A 15789-nucleotide genomic window follows, 5' to 3' on the forward strand; every position below is an offset into this window, starting at 1 on the left:
CCCGTGGTCGGTTTCCGGCGTTGTTGATCAGTAGGTTTCGGCTCCCGGCCAGCGGTCACCGAAGGTGATGGCGAAGGCGTTGCGGCCTGCCCGGTCGGTGATACGCGAAATCGTCGCCTTCGACACCCGGTTGTCATTCCCTTCGCGTACAACGACAGGGCAGGCACTCACAGTGCCCATCCCGTCGGGCCGGAACACCGATCTGGGAACAGTCTCATCTCCTGCCGCGACGGTACTGTCGCTCCATGAGTGATTTCGAGGAAGAGCTTCGCGCGCAGGCCGACGAGGTGCGGCAGACCAGGAGCCGTGAGCGTCAGGTGATCGACGAGGTCATGGCGAAGCTCCCGGAGTACCGGGCGGTCTGGAGAAGTCAGGCCGCCTCGTTCGCGAGAGTGGCCGCCGAAATCGGCATGGTCCCGTGGGGTATCTCGGGGAAACGGACGGTGAAGAAACGCTTCGGCAGGGTGGTGACCGAGACCTGCCGGGTGGATGTTCTCTTTTCCGCAGGTGGTGTGGCCATCACCGTCGAGGGAGAGTTGGTCGAAGTCGGCCACGACTGGCCGTCTCGGTTCCCGCGGTTCCTGGAGGACGACGAGTTCGGCACACAACTGATGTCGGAACTGTTGTACCGGGACTATCCCGCCGCCAGGCAGGCGCGACCCGAGGAAATGGTCGGTATCCGGCGGGATTCCGTCGTGTGCGTCTGCTGCGTTACTCCGGCCGGTGAGCTGGTCGTGGTGGATGGTTACGACTCGGAGTACACGACGTTCGAACACCGGCTGAAGGACCGTATCCGCACCGCGTCACGCTGAGTGATCGGTCGTGCTACCTCTCGTTGGCGACGCCGAATGGTACGTGCACGCAGGGCACAATCAGGCAGGCCGGATCAAGGTGCCTGCTTTGATCGTCGAAAAATATGTGGGGCTTCAATATGCCCAGCACCGATACCTTCTCTATTCCCCCTAGGAAGAAAGCATTGTCGACGGTCACTCCCCATGACTTGAGGCTCAAAACTGCGCGCTCATGTGATGGTGCGCTACGTGCTGTCACTATCGATACGCGTACGCGAAGTTTGCAACTTTCGTCCGATGCTCGACGTGCTTCCTCGAGTTGCTGAATCCTGTTGACGTTGAGCAAGAAACCATGTGGAGGCCCGGCAGAGTGTGGCTCCATCAGGTTGGCGGATTCATGTGAGTGAAACTCCTCCAGAGTGCTGCTCTGCATGATGCGCTCGGATTTGTTGTCGGCTAGTACTCCGTCGAAGTCGAAGGCGACGCGGAGTTCTTCGGCCTCGTCGTCGACGAAGGAGCCGTTGAGTACGCGCCCCGCCGGCAGCCCGCACGCGATCGCTTCGCGAACGTCACGTTCGTTGGCAGACAAGAAGAGGGACATGTTGAGTGCCCTCATGAACCGGTAGGGAGATTCGCCTCGTGTGAAGATCGCGCTGGTGATCGACAGGTTGTGGTCGGCTATTGACCTCATGACGCGCAGTCCGGTATCCGGTGCATTGCGTGATAGGATGATCACTTCCACAAGTGGGTCGTTCTGCTCGCTGAAATCGTTAAGCGAGAGAAGGCGCTTGATGAACGGAAAATCCACGCCCCTGTCGACGGGGTCGTCAAGTCAGTCTTCTTGATACCTGCGATAGGCTTCTTCTCCTTCTGTGTGAAGTACCGCATCGGATTCGCTGAGGTCGAATAATGCGCTTGAGGCGATGCCGACAACGAGTCGGCCGTCGAGTTTGTAAGGCATTGGCGCTGTCCGGTTCTTCGTTGTGACGGGTGATCTACGACGTCGGTAAGATCCATGTCGGCGTTGCGGCCGATGGTCAATTGTCACATCTTTGGCGCGGTGTTCCCAGGCGGGCTGAGACGACCTCGTCCAGAGTGAACGCTCTGTCGTGATGTCCGAATTCCGCCAGTGTCCGCTCCCGCGCGCACGCAGACTGGTGGAAGGAAAGAGAAGCGACACACGAAGGGAGTCGTCGGCCATGACCGTCTACACGACGACGGACAGTCCGCTCGGGGAGCTGTTGCTGGTGGGGGAGGAGTCCGGTACCGCGCCGGGTGGGGTCGCCATCGCGTCGCTGTCCATGCCGGAGCAGAAGAACGCGCCCGCGGTGCGGCCGGAGTGGCGGCGTGACGACGACGCGTTCGCCGAGGCGATTCGGCAGATCAGGGCGTTCTTCGACGGGGAGCTGACGGAGTTCGAGCTCGAGTTCACCACCACCGGGTCCGGGTTCCAGCAGCGGGTCTGGCAGGAGGTGGCGGCCATTCCGTTCGGTGCCACCACGACGTACGGCGAACTCGCCGAGCGCCTCGGGCTGCCTCGCGAGCGGGTGCGGGCGGTGGGGGCAGCGGTCGGGGCGAACCCGGTGCTGCTGATGCGGCCCTGTCATCGCGTGATCGGCGCGGACGGCGGCATGCGGGGGTACGCCGCTGGTGTCGAGCGCAAGGTTCGGCTGCTCGCCCACGAGGGCGTCGCGCTGGCCGTCTGAAACACCGAAGATTCCGGAGAACATCGATGCCTGTCAAGACTGACACGATCGCCCGGCGCGTGGACAAGGCCGGCTGGGGGCGGCTGGCCGGGGAACTGGACGAATACGGATGCGCGCTCACCCCGCGGCTGCTCACGTCCGCGGAATGCGCGGACATCGCGGGACTGTACGAACGGACCGAACTGTTCAGGACGACCGTCGACATGGCACGGCACCGGTTCGGGTCCGGCCAGTACCGGTACTTCACCCACGAACTGCCCGAGCCGATCGCCGCGCTGCGTGCCGCGCTCTACCCTCGGTTGCTGCCGATCGCGCGGGACTGGGCCGAGCGGCTCGGCAGGCCCGCGCCGTGGCCGGACAGCCTCGAGGAATGGGTGGCCGACTGCCACCGGGCGGGGCAGGACCGTTCCGCGCAGATCCTGTTGCGGTACGCCGAAGGCGACTGGAACGCGCTGCACCGCGACGTGTTCGGCGACATGCTGTTCCCGCTCCAGGTGGTGATCGGGCTCGACGAGTACGGCACCGACTACACCGGCGGGGAGTTCCTGCTCGTCGAACAGCGGCCGCGCGCCCAGTCCCGGGGCACCACCACCGCGCTCCGGCAGGGCCACGGTCTGGTGTTCACCACCCGCGACCGGCCGGTGGCCACGAAACGCGGCTGGTCGGCGGGCGTCATGCGGCACGGTGTCAGCGTCGTCCGGTCCGGGCGCCGCCGTGCACTCGGCCTCGTCTTCCACGACGCCGCTTGATCCGGTGTACGAGCTGATCGGGCCGGACGGGCGGGGCTACCGCAGCGCGGTGCCCGGCACTCTCGGCGGCCACCGCCGCGGACGGCTGTACGGGCGGCTCGACTGCCCGTCGGCCCTGCGCGCGCTGGCCCGCGGTCACTACGCCGCGAACCGGGTCTTCTTCCCGGACGAGGCCACCGCGATCGCGGCGGGCTACCGGCCGTGCGCCGTCTGTCTCCCCGAACAGTACGCCCACTGGAAGGCGAACCGGAAAACCTGATGACACGAGGAAACCGCTCACCCCTGATCCCCGCCGCGGACGTGGCCGAGTACGGCGGCGTGCCGTCGCCCGCTCCGCACACCGATGCCGAACTCGCCGCGCTCGCCGGATTGCTGACGCGGCCCCGGCCGAGGATCGAGACCGTGACGATCGGGCACAGCCGAGACGACGTCTCGCGCTCGTCGGCCGCCGCGTTCGCGGCCGCATGGCGGGCGCGGGGCGGGACGGTTCTCGCGATGGCCGAGTGGCCGGAAACCGCGGCCTCGTGGCTGCGGCCCGCGCAGCGGCTCACCGCGGAAAGCCCGGACGCGTGGGTGTTCGCCGCCGCGCCGCTCGGCTTCGCCCAGCTCGTCCGGCGGCTGCGTCACAGCACGGGCTGGGACCCGGCTCGGAGCTTCGCTTTCGCTTCCCTGCGGGATTCGCGGGTCCCGGCACTCACCGGAGGCGACGTTCTGCACGGCCTGCGGGGCGCGAGCGCGGACGGCGGCACGTGGGAGGTGCGGCACCGCTGGGTCGTCAGCTATCCGCCGGTGTCGTCGTCGCGTCGCGCCACCACGCGGTAGGCGTTGGACCAGCCGCGTTTCCGGCCGAACGGCGCGCTGAGCCGGTCGAGCAGCGCGGCCAGCACGAACACCGGGACGCACGCCACGAACGCGGCCTTGCGCAGGATCCGCCGCGGCCTGCCGGGCGCGGCGGGCCGCCAGGCCAGGTCCTCGCCGCCGATCGTCAGCGCGTTGACCGCCATCACCGACGCGGCCAGCACGTCGATCGCGGCGTGGGGTTCGCCGCGTTGTTCGGCGATCACGGTGAAGCCCCGCGCGGCCAGCTCGGTGCGCAGGTTGCCGATCGGGATCAGGTTGAGATGCTGGGGCTGCAGCCAGGGCAGCCACCAGCGGCCGAGCACCTTCGCCCACCGGCATTCCGGGTCGGGCAGTTCGATCGCCAGCAGCCCGCCCGGCCGCAGCGCCGTGCGCGCCGCCGTCAGTTCGCGCTTCGGATCCGGGGTGTGTTCCAGGTAGTGGTACATGCTGACCACGTCGTACCGGCCGCCGAGCTCGCCGGCCAGGTCCACGAAGGAGCCGCGGTGGGCGGTGCGGACCCAGCCCTTCCGCTGCGCCACTTCCACCCCGTCGCTGAGGTCGAGACCGTCGAACTTGGTGCCGGGTAACAGGTCCCCGGCCTCGCGGCAGAAATGACCGTGCCCCATGCCGACGTCGAGCCACTCCCCGGGCTCGCCGAAGCCGCGGACCAGCTCGGCCCGCGAGCGGTAGCCCGCCCGGTTGCCCTCGAACATCCCGCTCATGGACTTCTCGCCGAGCCCGTCGTAGCAATCCCGGTAGTAGAACTCGAGCCCGGCCGGGGTGAGCCGGGGATTCTGGAAGGTGTGCCCGCAGTCGCGGCAGCCGTCGAGCACGAATCGCCCCGGCTTGTGCTGCAGCAGGTCGGTCGTGCGCAACCGGGTCCGCAGCGCCGCCGAGCCGCACCACGGGCAGGAGGCACGCCGGGGTTCGAAGAACCGGTCCACGCCTTCGGCCAGATCGGCGAGATAGCCGGGACGGCGCGCGGCGACCTGGCCCGCCGGGGAGTCGTTCTCGATCATGGGCGCGGATGGTAACGCTTTCCGCGCCGTGCGTCACCGTGTGGCGGCAAGGCGGTGGTGAACCGGATCGCCGTCGCGTCCGTATAGGAGGTGAGGTGCGGGTTCAGAGGTGGAGGACGTCATGATCGGATGGGTGTTGCGAACCGTCGTCGCGGTCGCGCTGCTCGGCTCGGCCGGGGTGCACTATTTCCTGTGGACGCAGGGGTACCCCGGCGTCATCGGCCCGTTGTTCCTGCTGAACGCGGTCGGCGGGCTGGTGCTGGCGATCGCGGTGCTGGCGTGGCGGCATTGGCTGCCCGCGCTCGGCGCGTTCGGGTTCGGGGCGCTGACGCTCGGTTCGTACGTGCTCGCGGCGACCGTGGGATTCCTCGGCCAGCACGACCAGTTCAACAGCCAGCCCGAATACTGGGGCGTGATCACCGAAGCCGTCTGCATCATCGGGGGTGTCGCGCTGATGGCGCGCGGCCGCGAAGCCCGCTGAGCGATCGTCCCGGCGAGTGGCACAGTAGTCGCTTGTGGACGATGTCAAGCTGATCAGTTCCCTCCGTGCCACCCGGTTCTTCCGCGACGAGCCGGTGGCACGCGCGGACATCGAGGCGATGGTCGAGGTGGCGCGGTGGACGGGTTCCGCGCGGAACCGTCAGCCGTGGTGCTTCGTGGCGGTGCGCGACCGGCGCACGCGTGAGCGGCTGTCCCGGCTGGGTCAGTACGCGGGATTGCTCGCGGCCGCGCCCGCCGTGCTGATCCTGCTGTCCGACGCGGAAGCGGGCGCGGACACCGAGTTCGATCTCGGCCGGATCTGCCAGTCGCTCCTGCTCGCCGCGCACAGCCGGTCGCTGGGGACCTGCCCGGTCACGCTGTACCCGGAGGCGAACGCGATCGAGGCCGCCCGGCTGGTCGGGCGTCCGGCGCCGTGGCGGGCCGGGCACGCGATCGCGCTGGGGCGGCCCGCCGTGGCGCCTCCGGGCCGGTCGGTGATCCCGTCCGGCCGCAAGCCGGTCGCCGAACTGCTCACCCATTTCGAGCCGTCCGCACGCTGACGCCGTTCGAGACTGGCCGTCACGGGGAGGTGACGCCGATCGGCAGCGTGGCGCCCATGCCCCAGGCGTGCCTGCCGTCGAGACGTTCCATGCCGAGGCCCCATTCGCCGGCGAGCCGGGCCAGTTCGCGTGCCGCGTGCTCCAGCGCCGGGGAACCGGTGGCCGCGATGCGCACCGCGGCGTCGGTCCTGGCGACGGCCGCGCCGGCCGGGCGGTGCGCGGTGACCGCGACGGTCACGGCGGCCTGGGGGACGGCGGCGAGCAGCCAGCGCACCATCTGCGGGGCGACCGCGGGGGACAGCTCCGCCCAGCCGTCGAGCCGGAACGTCGCCTGCGTGACCGGGCCGCTGTGCCAGCCCCGCCAGTCCTCGCGGACCTGTCCCCGGCCGGCGGTGACGTGGGCGAGCGAGGCCAGTGTGCCCAGCACCTCGTGCTCGGCCAGCGCACGCGCGGGCAGGCCGGCCCGGCGGAGCTGGCGCTGCACCCGCCGGAGGGCGTTCCGGAGCGTTCGCCGGACATCGGCGTCGTGGTGCACGTCGACCGTGCGCAAGGCCTGCAGCGTCACCCACACCCGCGGCGGGCGGTCCCTGCTGATCCCGGCGTGGTGGACGACCTGCGCGGCGATCGCCTGCGCCTGTTCGTGCGGTGGGGGGAGCAGGGATTCGGGGGCGGGCATCGCCTTCGTCAGATCCCGCACGGCCGATTTCGGTTGCAGCACAGCGGTGATCCCGGCGGCGCGGCTGAGCAGGAACGCGCCGTCCTCGTCGGTGCTGCCGGCGGCCTCCGGCGAGATCAGGCGCAGCAGCGCCCGGCCCGCCTCGCTCTCGCTCCGCAGATCGCGGACCCGGTCGCGCAGCAGGTAACCCGAGCCCACCGCGAGCCAGGCGTACAACCAGCGACCGCGGAACCGGACGGCGGTCAGTGTCACGACGATCGCGGCCAGGACGACGACCGCGGCGAGCACGGGCCACGGCCTGCCCAGCGCCAGTACGAGCGCGACCAGCACGAGCTGCCAGCTGACGAGCTGGGCGACCCCGATCCCGATCCCGCCCGGCCTGCCGGCGCCGCGAGTGTCGCCGGACCTCGGCGGCGCGGCCGCTTTCCGCGGTCCGGCGGCGGGAGGCGCGGGCGCCGCGATCGGTGTCGCGACGCGTGCTTGTGGTTGCCGTGCCGCGGACAACGCCACGCGCGCCGCTTCACGCGCCGCGGCCCGCGAGGCCGAGTCCGCGACGGAGAGCGTGCCGTACGCGATGCCCGGCGGGGCGGTCATGGCCTGGGGCCGCGGGGGTGCGGGCACGCCGCCTCGCCGGTCTGGCCTGGCCGCGCCGAGTTCGGTCGCCGCGCCGAGATCAGTCACTGTGCCTCCTCGTCCGGTCACCGACAGCGTCCACGGCCGACATGAGGTTTCGATGACAGAGTTCGGCGGCAGGGGCGTTTCATCAAAATTTCATGGTCGGTCATTAGCGTCAGCCGCTATGGACCGTTCCCGGGGCGTGACCGTGAACGCCACGGAGCCGAAAGCCGCCGCCCGCCGCGGGTTCAGCGCCGTGGTGCGTACTCGCCTGGCCATCGCCCTGCTGGTCACCGCGTGCCTGGTGCTGATCGGCGTGGCCGTCTCCGGCCGGGCGCCGATGCCGGCCGGGCTGCAGTTCGTCCAGGTCGGACACTGGGTGTACAGCAGCGAACTGCAGTCCGCGCTGCACATCGACGGCGGGACCAGCCAGGTGGACGCGCGCGCGAGCGTGCCGGGGGCCGAGCAGGGCAGCCAGGTCGCGCAGGGGGAGCGGTCCGGCTACGTGGTCGAACGGTCACGGATCACGATGTTCGACAAGTCGACGTTGAGCGTCGAGAACGCCGCCACGCCACCCGCCACCGAGACACCGGCGGTGCTGGAGGCCGTGGGCGGCCCGTACCTGGTTTACCGCAACGCCGGCCAGATCGTCCGGCTCGGCGACCCGACGGCGACCGTCCCGGCGGGCGGCCCGCTGTCGCCGCCGATCGTGACGTCCGCCGGAACGCTGTGGGTGCACCGGATCGACAACGGCTCGGTGTGCGAACTGCCGCGTGGCGCGACTCGTCTGGCTTGCCCCGCGCAACTGCCACCGGGACACAGCGGGCTGCTCGCGCTCGTCGACGACCAGCCGGTGCTGCTCGACATCACGGCGGACACGCTGAGCGTGATCGGCAAGGACGGGCTCGGCGAACCGGTCGGCATCGGCGTCAAGCTGCCGCCCTCGGCCCAGGTGGCGAACACCTCCGTCGACGGGCGGCTGGCCGTCGCCGATCCCGAGCGCAACCAGCTGCACCTGATCGACACCGCCGGGCTGGCCGGCAAGCGCCCGGCGGGCAAACCGGTTTCGATCGAACTGCCCAAGGACGGCCGGTTCGCCGGACCGGTCGCCACGACACACGTCGTCGCCATGGTCGACGAGACCCGCAACGAGGTCTGGACCTACGACAGCACCGGCTCACTGAAGAGCACGAAGAAGGTGCCCGGCAAGAGTGATCGGCCGCGGCTGGCGCACGGCGAGGACAACCGGATCTACGTCGACAGCGCGGACGGTTCGCACGTACTGGTCGTCAACGGCGACAACGGATCGGTCGTCGAGGTGGCCGTCGACGAACAGGCCAGGAACCAGACCACGAGCGCCGCGCCGCCCGCTTCGCAACCGGCGGACAACCCCCAGCCGCCCTCGGCGCAACCACCCGCCTCGCCTCCGCCGTCGAGGCAGTCCGCTCCGCCAGTCGCGGCAGCGACGCCGCCGGGTGCGCCGAGAAACGTCAGTGCCTCCGCGGGGAACGGCGCCGCCACCGTTTCGTGGGGCGCCGCGCCCGAAAACGGCGCGCGGATCACCGCCTATCACCTGTCCTGGCCGGGCGGGTCGGCGACGGTCGGCGGATCGGCGCGCAGCGCCACGGTGAACGGGCTGACCGCCGGGACGTCCTACACGATCACCGTGGTCGCGGAGAACTCGGCGGGCCGAGGGGCCGGTGCGGGCGCCAGGGTGCTGATCCAGGGACCCCCGGCCGGGGCGCCGAGCGTCACCGTGAACGCGAAGCTCGGCGGACAGGTCTCGGCGAGCTGGTCCCAGCCCGACCTGCACGGCGCGACGTTGCTGCATTACGTCGTCAGCGCGACGGGACAGGGCGACCGCCAGGTGTCCGGCACGTCCGCCGACTTCTCCGGGATGTCCGGCGCGGTCACCGTCACGGTCCGCGCGGTCACCCAGTACGGCTCGGGCCCGGCGCTCACCGGGAGTGCGGGCAGCAAGACGGCCACCGTCCCGACGGAACCACCGACGATCAAGATCACCCGCGTGCGCACCATGTCCAACCTCGACCTGGTCGTGACGGTCAGCGCCGACGGGAAGGGCTCGCCCGCGACGTGCCAGGCGACCGTGTTCGGCAAGGCCTCGTCGAGTTCCGTCGCCTGCAGTGGCAGCACGCAGCTCACCATCCCGAACGTCCAGTGGTTCGGGGGCGCGACGGTCAAGGCCACCATCACGACCGCGGCGGGGACCCGCGAGGACAACTGGCAGGGCACGCCCGAGGTGGGTGGAGGTGGCGGAGCGCCCGGCTCGTCCGGTGGCTTCCTGTTCTGGATCGGGCCGGTCGCGCTGGTGGGACTGCGGCACGGCAAAGGAAAAACCAAGGTGGAAAAGGAAAAGGGCCTGTTGTGACACCTACTCCGAGGGCGGCCTACGAGCTGATCGCGGAAAACGTCCAGACGGTGGTGCGGGGTAAGCCGGAGCTCGTCCGGCTCGCCGTGGCGGCGTTGTTCGCCGAGGGGCACCTGCTGATCGAGGACGTGCCCGGTGTCGGGAAGACGACCATGGCCCGGTGCGTCGCGGCCAGCATCGGCGGCCGGTGGAGCCGGATCCAGTTCACCCCGGACCTGCTGCCCGGCGACATCACCGGCGTGATGGTGTACCACCAGAACGCCGAACGGTTCCAGTTCCACCCCGGCGGGATCTTCGCCAACGTGGTGCTCGCCGACGAGATCAACCGGGGCACGCCGAAAACGCAGTCGGCGCTGCTGGAGGTGATGGCCGAGCGGCGGGTGACCGTCGACGCGGTCAGCCAGGACGTGCCGCGGCCGTTCTTCGTGGTGGCGACGCAGAACCCGATCGAACTGGAGGGCACCTACCGGCTGCCCGAGGCCCAGCTGGACCGCTTCCTGATGCGGCTGTCGGTCGGCTATCCGGACCACGACGCCGAAATGCGGGTCGTGATGGGGGACTGCGCCGGGGTGACCCCGGACGAACTGCGGCCGGTGATCGACCTCGGCGCCGTGCAGCAGGTGATCACCGAGGTGCGGAAATCCCATCTGGCGCCGGAAATCGTGTCCTACGCGGTCCGGCTGGCTGCGGCGAGCCGCCAGCATCCCGCCGTCCGGTACGGCGCGAGCCCGCGCGGGAGTATCGCGCTGATCCGCGCGGCGCAGGCGCTGGCTGCCACCCACGGCCGCGACTTCGTCACGCCCGACGACGTCAAGGACGTGACGCATCCGGTGCTCGGGCACCGGCTCGTGCTCACCCCGGACGCGGAGCTGAACCAGCGGCAGACCAGCGAGGTCGTGGACGAACTGCTGGCCGACACGCCCGCCCCGGCGGCCGCGGCAGGGAGGTAGCGGTGCGGCTCACCCGCCGCGGCGTCTTCGTGCTCGCCGCGGCGGCAGTCTGTTACGCCGCCGGCGAGCTGGCCGGGTACCCGCTTTTCCGGGCACTGGCGGGGATCGCGCTGGGCGCGGTGCTCGTCGCGGTGGCCGTCGCCCGCTTCCGGCCGAAGGTCGAGGTGGACCGGACGGTGCACCCGGACCGGATCGAACGGGGCAAGCCCGCGCTGGCCTCGCTGACCGTGCGCAACGCCGGCACGCGCAGGCACGGGGGTTTCGCCGCGGGCGACCGGATCGGCACCGAGACGCACGGGGTGCGGGTGCGTCCGCTCGCGCCCGGCGCCGAAGCCACGTACCACTACGAACTCCCGACGTCGAAACGAGGACGGCTCGAGGTCGGGCCGCTCGTGCTGAACCGGCCGGACCTGTTCGACCTCGCCCGCGGCGAGCGGACCGTGGGCGGCACCGCGCGGCTGTGGGTGTATCCGCGACGGCACGCGGTGCGCCCGGCGCAGGCCGGGCACCCGCGGCATCACCACGACGGCCCGATCACCGACCCGCCGCTGCGCGGTTCGGCGGATCTGCAGGTGGTCCGGCAGTACGTGGTCGGCGACGAGGTGCGGCTCCTGCACTGGAAGGCGACCGCCCGCACCGGCCAGCTCATGGTGCGCGAGTACGCCGATCCGGCGCAGCTGCGGTGCACCGTCCTGCTCGACACCCGGCCCGCCGCGATGACCCCGGCCGTGTTCGAGGAGGCCGTCGAGGTGGCGGCCTCGGTGTTGTTCGCGTCGGCGTCGGCGGGGCAGCACTGCCGGTTGATCACCACGACCGGCACCGACACCCCGGTGGACAGCGGACTGCGGGTGGCAAGGGCGGTGCTGGACGAGCTTTGCCTGGTCACCCAGGACGCCGCCGACGACGCGCCCTTGCTGGCCGCACCGCTGGCGGCCGGGCGGCGGCCCGGCGGTGTCGTCCTCGTGCTCACCGGCATGGAAGCCGACCTCGGCCCGGCCCGCCGCTGGCGCCCGGACACGGTGATCCGGCTCGGCGCCCGGCAGCGCGGCGTGTCCGCGGGAGCCGGGACCATCGTCGCCGCGGACGCGGCCGACGCGGCTGCGCAGTGGAACTCGCTGTTGGCGGGTACGGCATGAGCGACGCTTGCGAGCGAATCATGGATATCATGCGCCAAAAGGGATTCAACACTGTCTCGCGGAGCGAGGCGATCGCATGAACGACAGGTTGGACCGGCTCGCGGTCGCCGGAGTGCTCGGCGCGACCGCGGTGGCCGGGCTGCTGTTCACGCCGGTGTTCGGCCTGCCGTCGCTGCTCCTCCCGGTCCTCGTGGTGGTCGCCGTCGGGTACGTCTGTGTCGAAGTCTGCGCGCGCTGGCCGAAACTGACGCCGTACCGGCCGCTTTTCGTTGTGCTGGGCGGACTTCTCGGGCTGATCGAGTCGGTGCTGTTCCCGACCACGCTCGCGGGCCTGCCCACCGGCGAGACGCTGAACGTCCTGGTGCGCGGGTTCACCGAGGGCTGGCTGCTGACGTTGCAGTCGACCTGGCCCGCCCGCCCGGTCCCCGAGCAGCTGCTGTTCGTCCCGCTGGCCGTGCTGCTCGCGGTGGTGCTCGGCCTGGAGTTGGTGCTACGGCTGCGAAAACCGCTCCTCGCCCTGCTGCCGAGTCTGCTCGTCGCAGCGCTTTCCCAGGCGTACCAGGCATTGACCGGCTTCACCGCGCTGGCGGCCGCGGTGGCGTACGCGGTCATGGCGGCCTTGATGTTGTGGGCGGAGCGCCCCGGTGCGGCCCGCCGGTCACGGGGCGGGCCACGACCGGCGCGGCGGCTGTCCGCGGCGGGCACCTGGCTCGCACTGTCCACTGTGGTCGCACTCGTGGCCGGGGCGGCGGCACTGGGCCAGCTCGACCCGGCGGGCCGGAATCCGTACCGTTTCAGCGACGCCCAGGTGGCTCCGCTTTCACAGAACCGGCTCGGCAATCCGCTGGACGAGGTCGGCGAGCGCAGTGCCAGCCCCGGCCAGGAAGTGTTCCGCTACCGCAGTGACGCACCCGTCGACCGCTGGCGCCTGATCGTGCTCGACGGCTTCGACGGGTCCAACTGGTCGGCCGACGCGAAGCTGCGTCGGCTCGGTCTCCGCTTGGAGAGCGCGTCGGGCGGAGCCGCCCGGACCGCCGATGTCCGGGTGCGCGCGCTGCCGGGACCGTGGTTGCCCAGCCAGCCGTCGCTGACCGGGGTGGACGGGCTCGCGCCGCTGGTGGACCAGTCCGCGGGCACGCTCCTGCTGGACCCGCCCGCGGCACCGGGGCAGGAGCGGCGTTACCGGTTGTCGTGGTCATCGCCGGAGGTCGACGCCGCCAAGCTCGGGCTGGCGGAGGTCGACGCGCGCGCCGAGGGCGGGCTCGGCGGCCTCGGCCAGGTGCCCGCCGACATCGGCCGGGTGGCCAAAGACGCGGTGCACGGACTGCGCCCGACGTTCCAGTCGGCGTTGCAGCTCGAACGGTTCCTCAGCGCGAACTACCAGGTGGCGGTCGGAAACGATCTGCCGACCGGGCACGGCTGGCCCCAGCTGCGGCGGTTCCTGCTGGAGAGCAAGCGCGGCACGAGCGAGCAGTTCGCCGCCGCGTACGTGGTTTTGGCGCGGATGAACGGTATCCCGGCGCGACTGGTGGTCGGGTTCGGCGGTTCGTCCGAAGTGGACGGTGCCGACCGGGTCGTGCGCAACCGCGACGTGCTGGCGTGGCCCGAGGTCGCGGTCGCCGGGGTGGGCTGGGTGCCGCTGGACCCGACGGCCGCGGCGGCCAGGGCCGGACGGGAGCAGTCCGGTCTCGCCAAGGCGACCGCGCTGGCGCGGCAGCAACTGCCGCCCGAGCAGTCGTTGCGACCACCGCAGTTGCCACCGGGGCACCAGGAGTCCGAAGTGGACAGTTCGACTGGGCCGAGTGTGAGCCAGTGGGGGATCGTGGCGGCGATCGCGGTCGGCGCACTGCTTGTCTGCTGGCTGTGGGGAGTGCCGCTGGCGAAGACCGTCCGCGGCCGTCGCCGTCGCCGCCTTTCCGGGTCGGCGGGCGTCATCGGCGCGTGGGCGGAGGCCCGCGACCGGCTGCGCGCGTACGGCGTGCCCTACCGCGTCGGCATGACACCACGGGATCTCGCCGATCTGGCGGACGCGGTGGCGGGGGACCGGACCCGCGACCCCATCACGCGGCTGGGCAAGGTGCTGGACATGGCGCTGTGGTCCGGAGTCCCGGCGTCCGAGGGCGCCGTCCGGCGGGCCTGGCACGAGGTGGGCGAGGTGCGCAAGGGCCTGGCCGGGCAGCCGCTGCGGGCCCGGCTGCGCGCGGCGCTGGACCCGCGGACGCTGCTGCCGCCGTCGCCTCCCAAGCGGGCCAAGGGACGGTAGCTGAAGGGGACTTTCGTCGCAGGGGATGCGAGGAAAGTCCCCTTCAGCTCACGGGGTGCAGCGGCCGCCGCGGATCGGGACGGGCGCGCTGGTGTAGACGTGCCTGCCGTCGGTGGCACGGATCTGGAAGCAGTACCGGCGTGCCGGGTCGACCGGGACGTCCATGGCGCGCTGGCGGTGCGCGACGAGCACCATCGTGTCGATCCGCTCGCCCGCCACGACAACGGCGAAATCGAGGTCACCGTCGGCGCGCCAGCTGAGGCGGACGCGGTCGCCGAGGTCGGCGGGCTGGGCGAGTTCGAGGTGCATGTCCGGGGCCTGTTCGGCGGGCGGCATGCCGTTCGCCGGCTGCGCGACCAGCGTCACCGGGCTGGCCTGCCCGGACACCTTCTCCGGCCCGGCGAGCATCGGCACCACGGCGAGACCCACGACGACGACACCCGCGCCCACCAGGATTCCGGTACGCCAGCCGGCGCCCGAAGCGGTGTTCCGCGTGGCGGTGGCCGGGCCGCCGAAGGTACGGATCAACGTGCGGCCACCGGGGTTCGCCGGTGCGGGCGGCGGCGCCACGGGTTCAGCGGGCACGGGCGCGGGCGCGGGCGAGACGGGCGAAGGCCTTGGCAGTTCGGCGAAATCGTCGAACTCGACGTCCTCCCGCTCCGGCTCGTCCTCGGGGGTTTCGGGCACAGCGGTCGTCTCGGTGCGCTCCGGTAGCTGCTCCTGGACAGGCGCGGGAACACCGTGACCTTGCGGCGCGCGGCGCAGGTTTTCGAACAGCTCCGCGACGGCGCCCGCCTCGTGGGGCCGCTCGTCCGGCTCCTTGGCCAGCAGCCGGATGACCATTTCGGACAGTCCGGCGGGCACCTGCGTGCCGCGGATCGGCGCCACCGGTTCCCGCAGTACCTGGAGAATCCGTTCGCCGGGTTGCTGCCCGGTGCGGCGCGGGAACGGCGGCGCGCCCGTCAACAGGGTGTACAGCACCGCGCCCAGCCCGTAGAGATCGGAGGCGGTGGACAACGTGTCGTCGCGCAACGTCTCCGGCGCGGTGTATTCCACCGCGTACATCGGATCGCGGGGGAACCGGCGGCGCAGCGCCTGCCCGAAGTCGGCGAGAAAGAACTCACCGGAGGCGCGGTAGAGCACGTTGTGCGGGGTCACCCCACCGTGCAGGACGTCCACCCGATGGGCTGCGGCCAGCGCCGAGGCGATCGCCGCGCCCAGCCTGAGCACGTCGGAGACGGGCAGGCGGACACCGGCGTCGAGCAGCCCGGCCAGCGATCCGTCGCACAGCCGCATCCGCACGCCCGAACGTCCCTGCGGGAACTCGACCAGTCCCTCGATCGGCAGGAGCGACGGCGTCGACCGGGCGGTGTCCAGCGCCTTGCGCTCCCGGTCGAGCCAGGCCGCGGTGTCGCGGTCGAACCGTTCGGGGAACACCTTGACGGCCTCGGCGCCGCCGTCGGCCGACCGGGCCGCGTAGACCGTGGCGATCGGGCCTTGGGCGACGAGCCGCAGGTCGACGGCCGCGTTCTCGATGCTCATGTGTCCATTCTCGCGCATCGAGGCCATTCCCACGTGCGTTTCGCGCGGCAGGTTCCTGCCTTCGGCGCCCGCG

Annotated in this window: 14 protein-coding genes and 1 pseudogene; 11 read left to right on the forward strand and 4 right to left on the reverse strand. The window is 71.2% G+C overall.

Annotation, left to right across the window (positions count from 1 at the left end; translation table 11 throughout):
* Positions 1-245 precede the first annotated feature (245 nt).
* Positions 246-812: a hypothetical protein gene (locus ACFW0G_RS13815; protein ID WP_378325477.1), complete on the forward strand. Its 567-nt coding sequence runs from the start codon at positions 246-248 to the stop codon at positions 810-812.
* Between the two features lie 13 nt (positions 813-825).
* Here ACFW0G_RS13815 and ACFW0G_RS13820 read toward each other — a convergent pair.
* Positions 826-1992 (reverse strand): annotated as a pseudogene (locus tag ACFW0G_RS13820) (5'-nucleotidase).
* Between ACFW0G_RS13820 and ACFW0G_RS13825 the strand changes: the two are divergent.
* The 4 genes from ACFW0G_RS13825 to ACFW0G_RS13840 are packed head-to-tail and all read left to right on the forward strand — an operon-like array spanning position 1991 to position 4068.
* Positions 1991-2497 carry a methylated-DNA--[protein]-cysteine S-methyltransferase gene (locus ACFW0G_RS13825; protein WP_378325478.1) on the forward strand — a complete coding sequence of 169 codons (507 nt, stop codon included), beginning with the start codon at positions 1991-1993 and terminating at the stop codon, positions 2495-2497. The pseudogene ACFW0G_RS13820 and the gene ACFW0G_RS13825 overlap by 2 nt on opposite strands.
* Before the next feature lie 26 nt (positions 2498-2523).
* Positions 2524-3246: a 2OG-Fe(II) oxygenase gene (locus ACFW0G_RS13830; protein WP_378325479.1), complete on the forward strand. Its 723-nt coding sequence runs from the start codon at positions 2524-2526 to the stop codon at positions 3244-3246.
* Between the two features lie 4 nt (positions 3247-3250).
* A complete protein-coding gene (locus ACFW0G_RS13835; RefSeq protein WP_378325480.1) occupies positions 3251-3505 on the forward strand; it encodes an Ada metal-binding domain-containing protein in 255 nt (84 codons plus the stop codon).
* On the forward strand, positions 3505-4068 hold the full coding sequence (locus ACFW0G_RS13840) for an ABC transporter substrate-binding protein (RefSeq protein ID WP_378325481.1): 564 nt from the start codon (positions 3505-3507) through the stop codon (positions 4066-4068). The genes ACFW0G_RS13835 and ACFW0G_RS13840 overlap by 1 nt, the downstream gene beginning before the upstream one ends.
* Here the strand turns inward: ACFW0G_RS13840 and ACFW0G_RS13845 are convergent.
* Complete coding sequence (locus ACFW0G_RS13845; RefSeq protein WP_378325482.1) at positions 4026-5105, reverse strand: class I SAM-dependent methyltransferase; 1080 nt, start codon at positions 5103-5105, stop codon at positions 4026-4028. The two genes, ACFW0G_RS13840 and ACFW0G_RS13845, sit on opposite strands and share 43 nt — an antisense overlap.
* Positions 5106-5226: 121 nt before the next feature.
* On the opposite strand from ACFW0G_RS13845, the gene ACFW0G_RS13850 reads away from it, so the two are divergent.
* Both ACFW0G_RS13850 and ACFW0G_RS13855 read left to right on the forward strand, forming a co-directional pair.
* On the forward strand, positions 5227-5586 hold the full coding sequence (locus ACFW0G_RS13850) for a hypothetical protein (protein ID WP_378325483.1): 360 nt from the start codon (positions 5227-5229) through the stop codon (positions 5584-5586).
* A gap of 34 nt (positions 5587-5620) precedes the next feature.
* Positions 5621-6145, forward strand: coding sequence for a nitroreductase family protein (locus ACFW0G_RS13855; RefSeq protein WP_378325484.1), 525 nt, complete (start codon positions 5621-5623; stop codon positions 6143-6145).
* Between the two features lie 19 nt (positions 6146-6164).
* On the opposite strand, the gene ACFW0G_RS13860 is transcribed toward ACFW0G_RS13855, so the two are convergent.
* Positions 6165-7502, reverse strand: a complete 1338-nt coding sequence (locus ACFW0G_RS13860; RefSeq protein WP_378325485.1) for a type VII secretion protein EccE — start codon at positions 7500-7502, stop codon at positions 6165-6167.
* 118 nt (positions 7503-7620) lie between these two features.
* Between ACFW0G_RS13860 and ACFW0G_RS13865 the strand changes: the two genes are divergently transcribed.
* The 4 genes from ACFW0G_RS13865 (at position 7621) to ACFW0G_RS13880 (ending at position 14174) form a co-directional block, all read left to right on the forward strand.
* Positions 7621-9825 carry a fibronectin type III domain-containing protein gene (locus tag ACFW0G_RS13865; protein ID WP_378325486.1) on the forward strand — a complete coding sequence of 735 codons (2205 nt, stop codon included), beginning with the start codon at positions 7621-7623 and terminating at the stop codon, positions 9823-9825.
* Positions 9822-10775, forward strand: a complete 954-nt coding sequence (locus tag ACFW0G_RS13870) for an AAA family ATPase (RefSeq protein ID WP_378325488.1) — start codon at positions 9822-9824, stop codon at positions 10773-10775. Before ACFW0G_RS13865 ends, ACFW0G_RS13870 begins: the two co-directional genes overlap by 4 nt.
* 2 nt (positions 10776-10777) lie before the next feature.
* Positions 10778-11911, forward strand: a complete 1134-nt coding sequence (locus ACFW0G_RS13875; RefSeq protein WP_378325490.1) for a DUF58 domain-containing protein — start codon at positions 10778-10780, stop codon at positions 11909-11911.
* Between the two features lie 76 nt (positions 11912-11987).
* Positions 11988-14174: a DUF3488 and DUF4129 domain-containing transglutaminase family protein gene (locus ACFW0G_RS13880; RefSeq protein ID WP_378325491.1), complete on the forward strand. Its 2187-nt coding sequence runs from the start codon at positions 11988-11990 to the stop codon at positions 14172-14174.
* Between the two features lie 48 nt (positions 14175-14222).
* Here the strand turns inward: ACFW0G_RS13880 and ACFW0G_RS13885 are convergent, their stop codons facing one another.
* A complete protein-coding gene (locus ACFW0G_RS13885; protein WP_378325493.1) occupies positions 14223-15716 on the reverse strand; it encodes a serine/threonine protein kinase in 1494 nt (497 codons plus the stop codon).
* Between the last annotated feature and the right edge of the window lie 73 nt (positions 15717-15789).

The sequence above is a fragment of the Amycolatopsis sp. NPDC058986 genome, from assembly GCF_042741125.1.
Lineage (GTDB): Bacteria > Actinomycetota > Actinomycetes > Mycobacteriales > Pseudonocardiaceae > Amycolatopsis.

Excerpts from the sequence above, each read along its gene's own strand:
- ACFW0G_RS13815 (WP_378325477.1), top strand. The coding sequence starts at position 246 with ATGAGTGATTTCGAGGAAGAGCTTCGCGCGCAGGCCGACGAGGTGCGG.
- ACFW0G_RS13825 (WP_378325478.1), top strand. The coding sequence starts at position 1,991 with ATGACCGTCTACACGACGACGGACAGTCCGCTCGGGGAGCTGTTGCTG.
- ACFW0G_RS13830 (WP_378325479.1), top strand. The coding sequence starts at position 2,524 with ATGCCTGTCAAGACTGACACGATCGCCCGGCGCGTGGACAAGGCCGGC.
- ACFW0G_RS13840 (WP_378325481.1), top strand. The coding sequence starts at position 3,505 with ATGACACGAGGAAACCGCTCACCCCTGATCCCCGCCGCGGACGTGGCC.
- ACFW0G_RS13845 (WP_378325482.1), bottom strand. The coding sequence starts at position 5,105 with ATGATCGAGAACGACTCCCCGGCGGGCCAGGTCGCCGCGCGCCGTCCC.
- ACFW0G_RS13850 (WP_378325483.1), top strand. The coding sequence starts at position 5,227 with ATGATCGGATGGGTGTTGCGAACCGTCGTCGCGGTCGCGCTGCTCGGC.
- ACFW0G_RS13865 (WP_378325486.1), top strand. The coding sequence starts at position 7,621 with ATGGACCGTTCCCGGGGCGTGACCGTGAACGCCACGGAGCCGAAAGCC.
- ACFW0G_RS13880 (WP_378325491.1), top strand. The coding sequence starts at position 11,988 with ATGAACGACAGGTTGGACCGGCTCGCGGTCGCCGGAGTGCTCGGCGCG.
- ACFW0G_RS13885 (WP_378325493.1), bottom strand. The coding sequence starts at position 15,716 with ATGAGCATCGAGAACGCGGCCGTCGACCTGCGGCTCGTCGCCCAAGGC.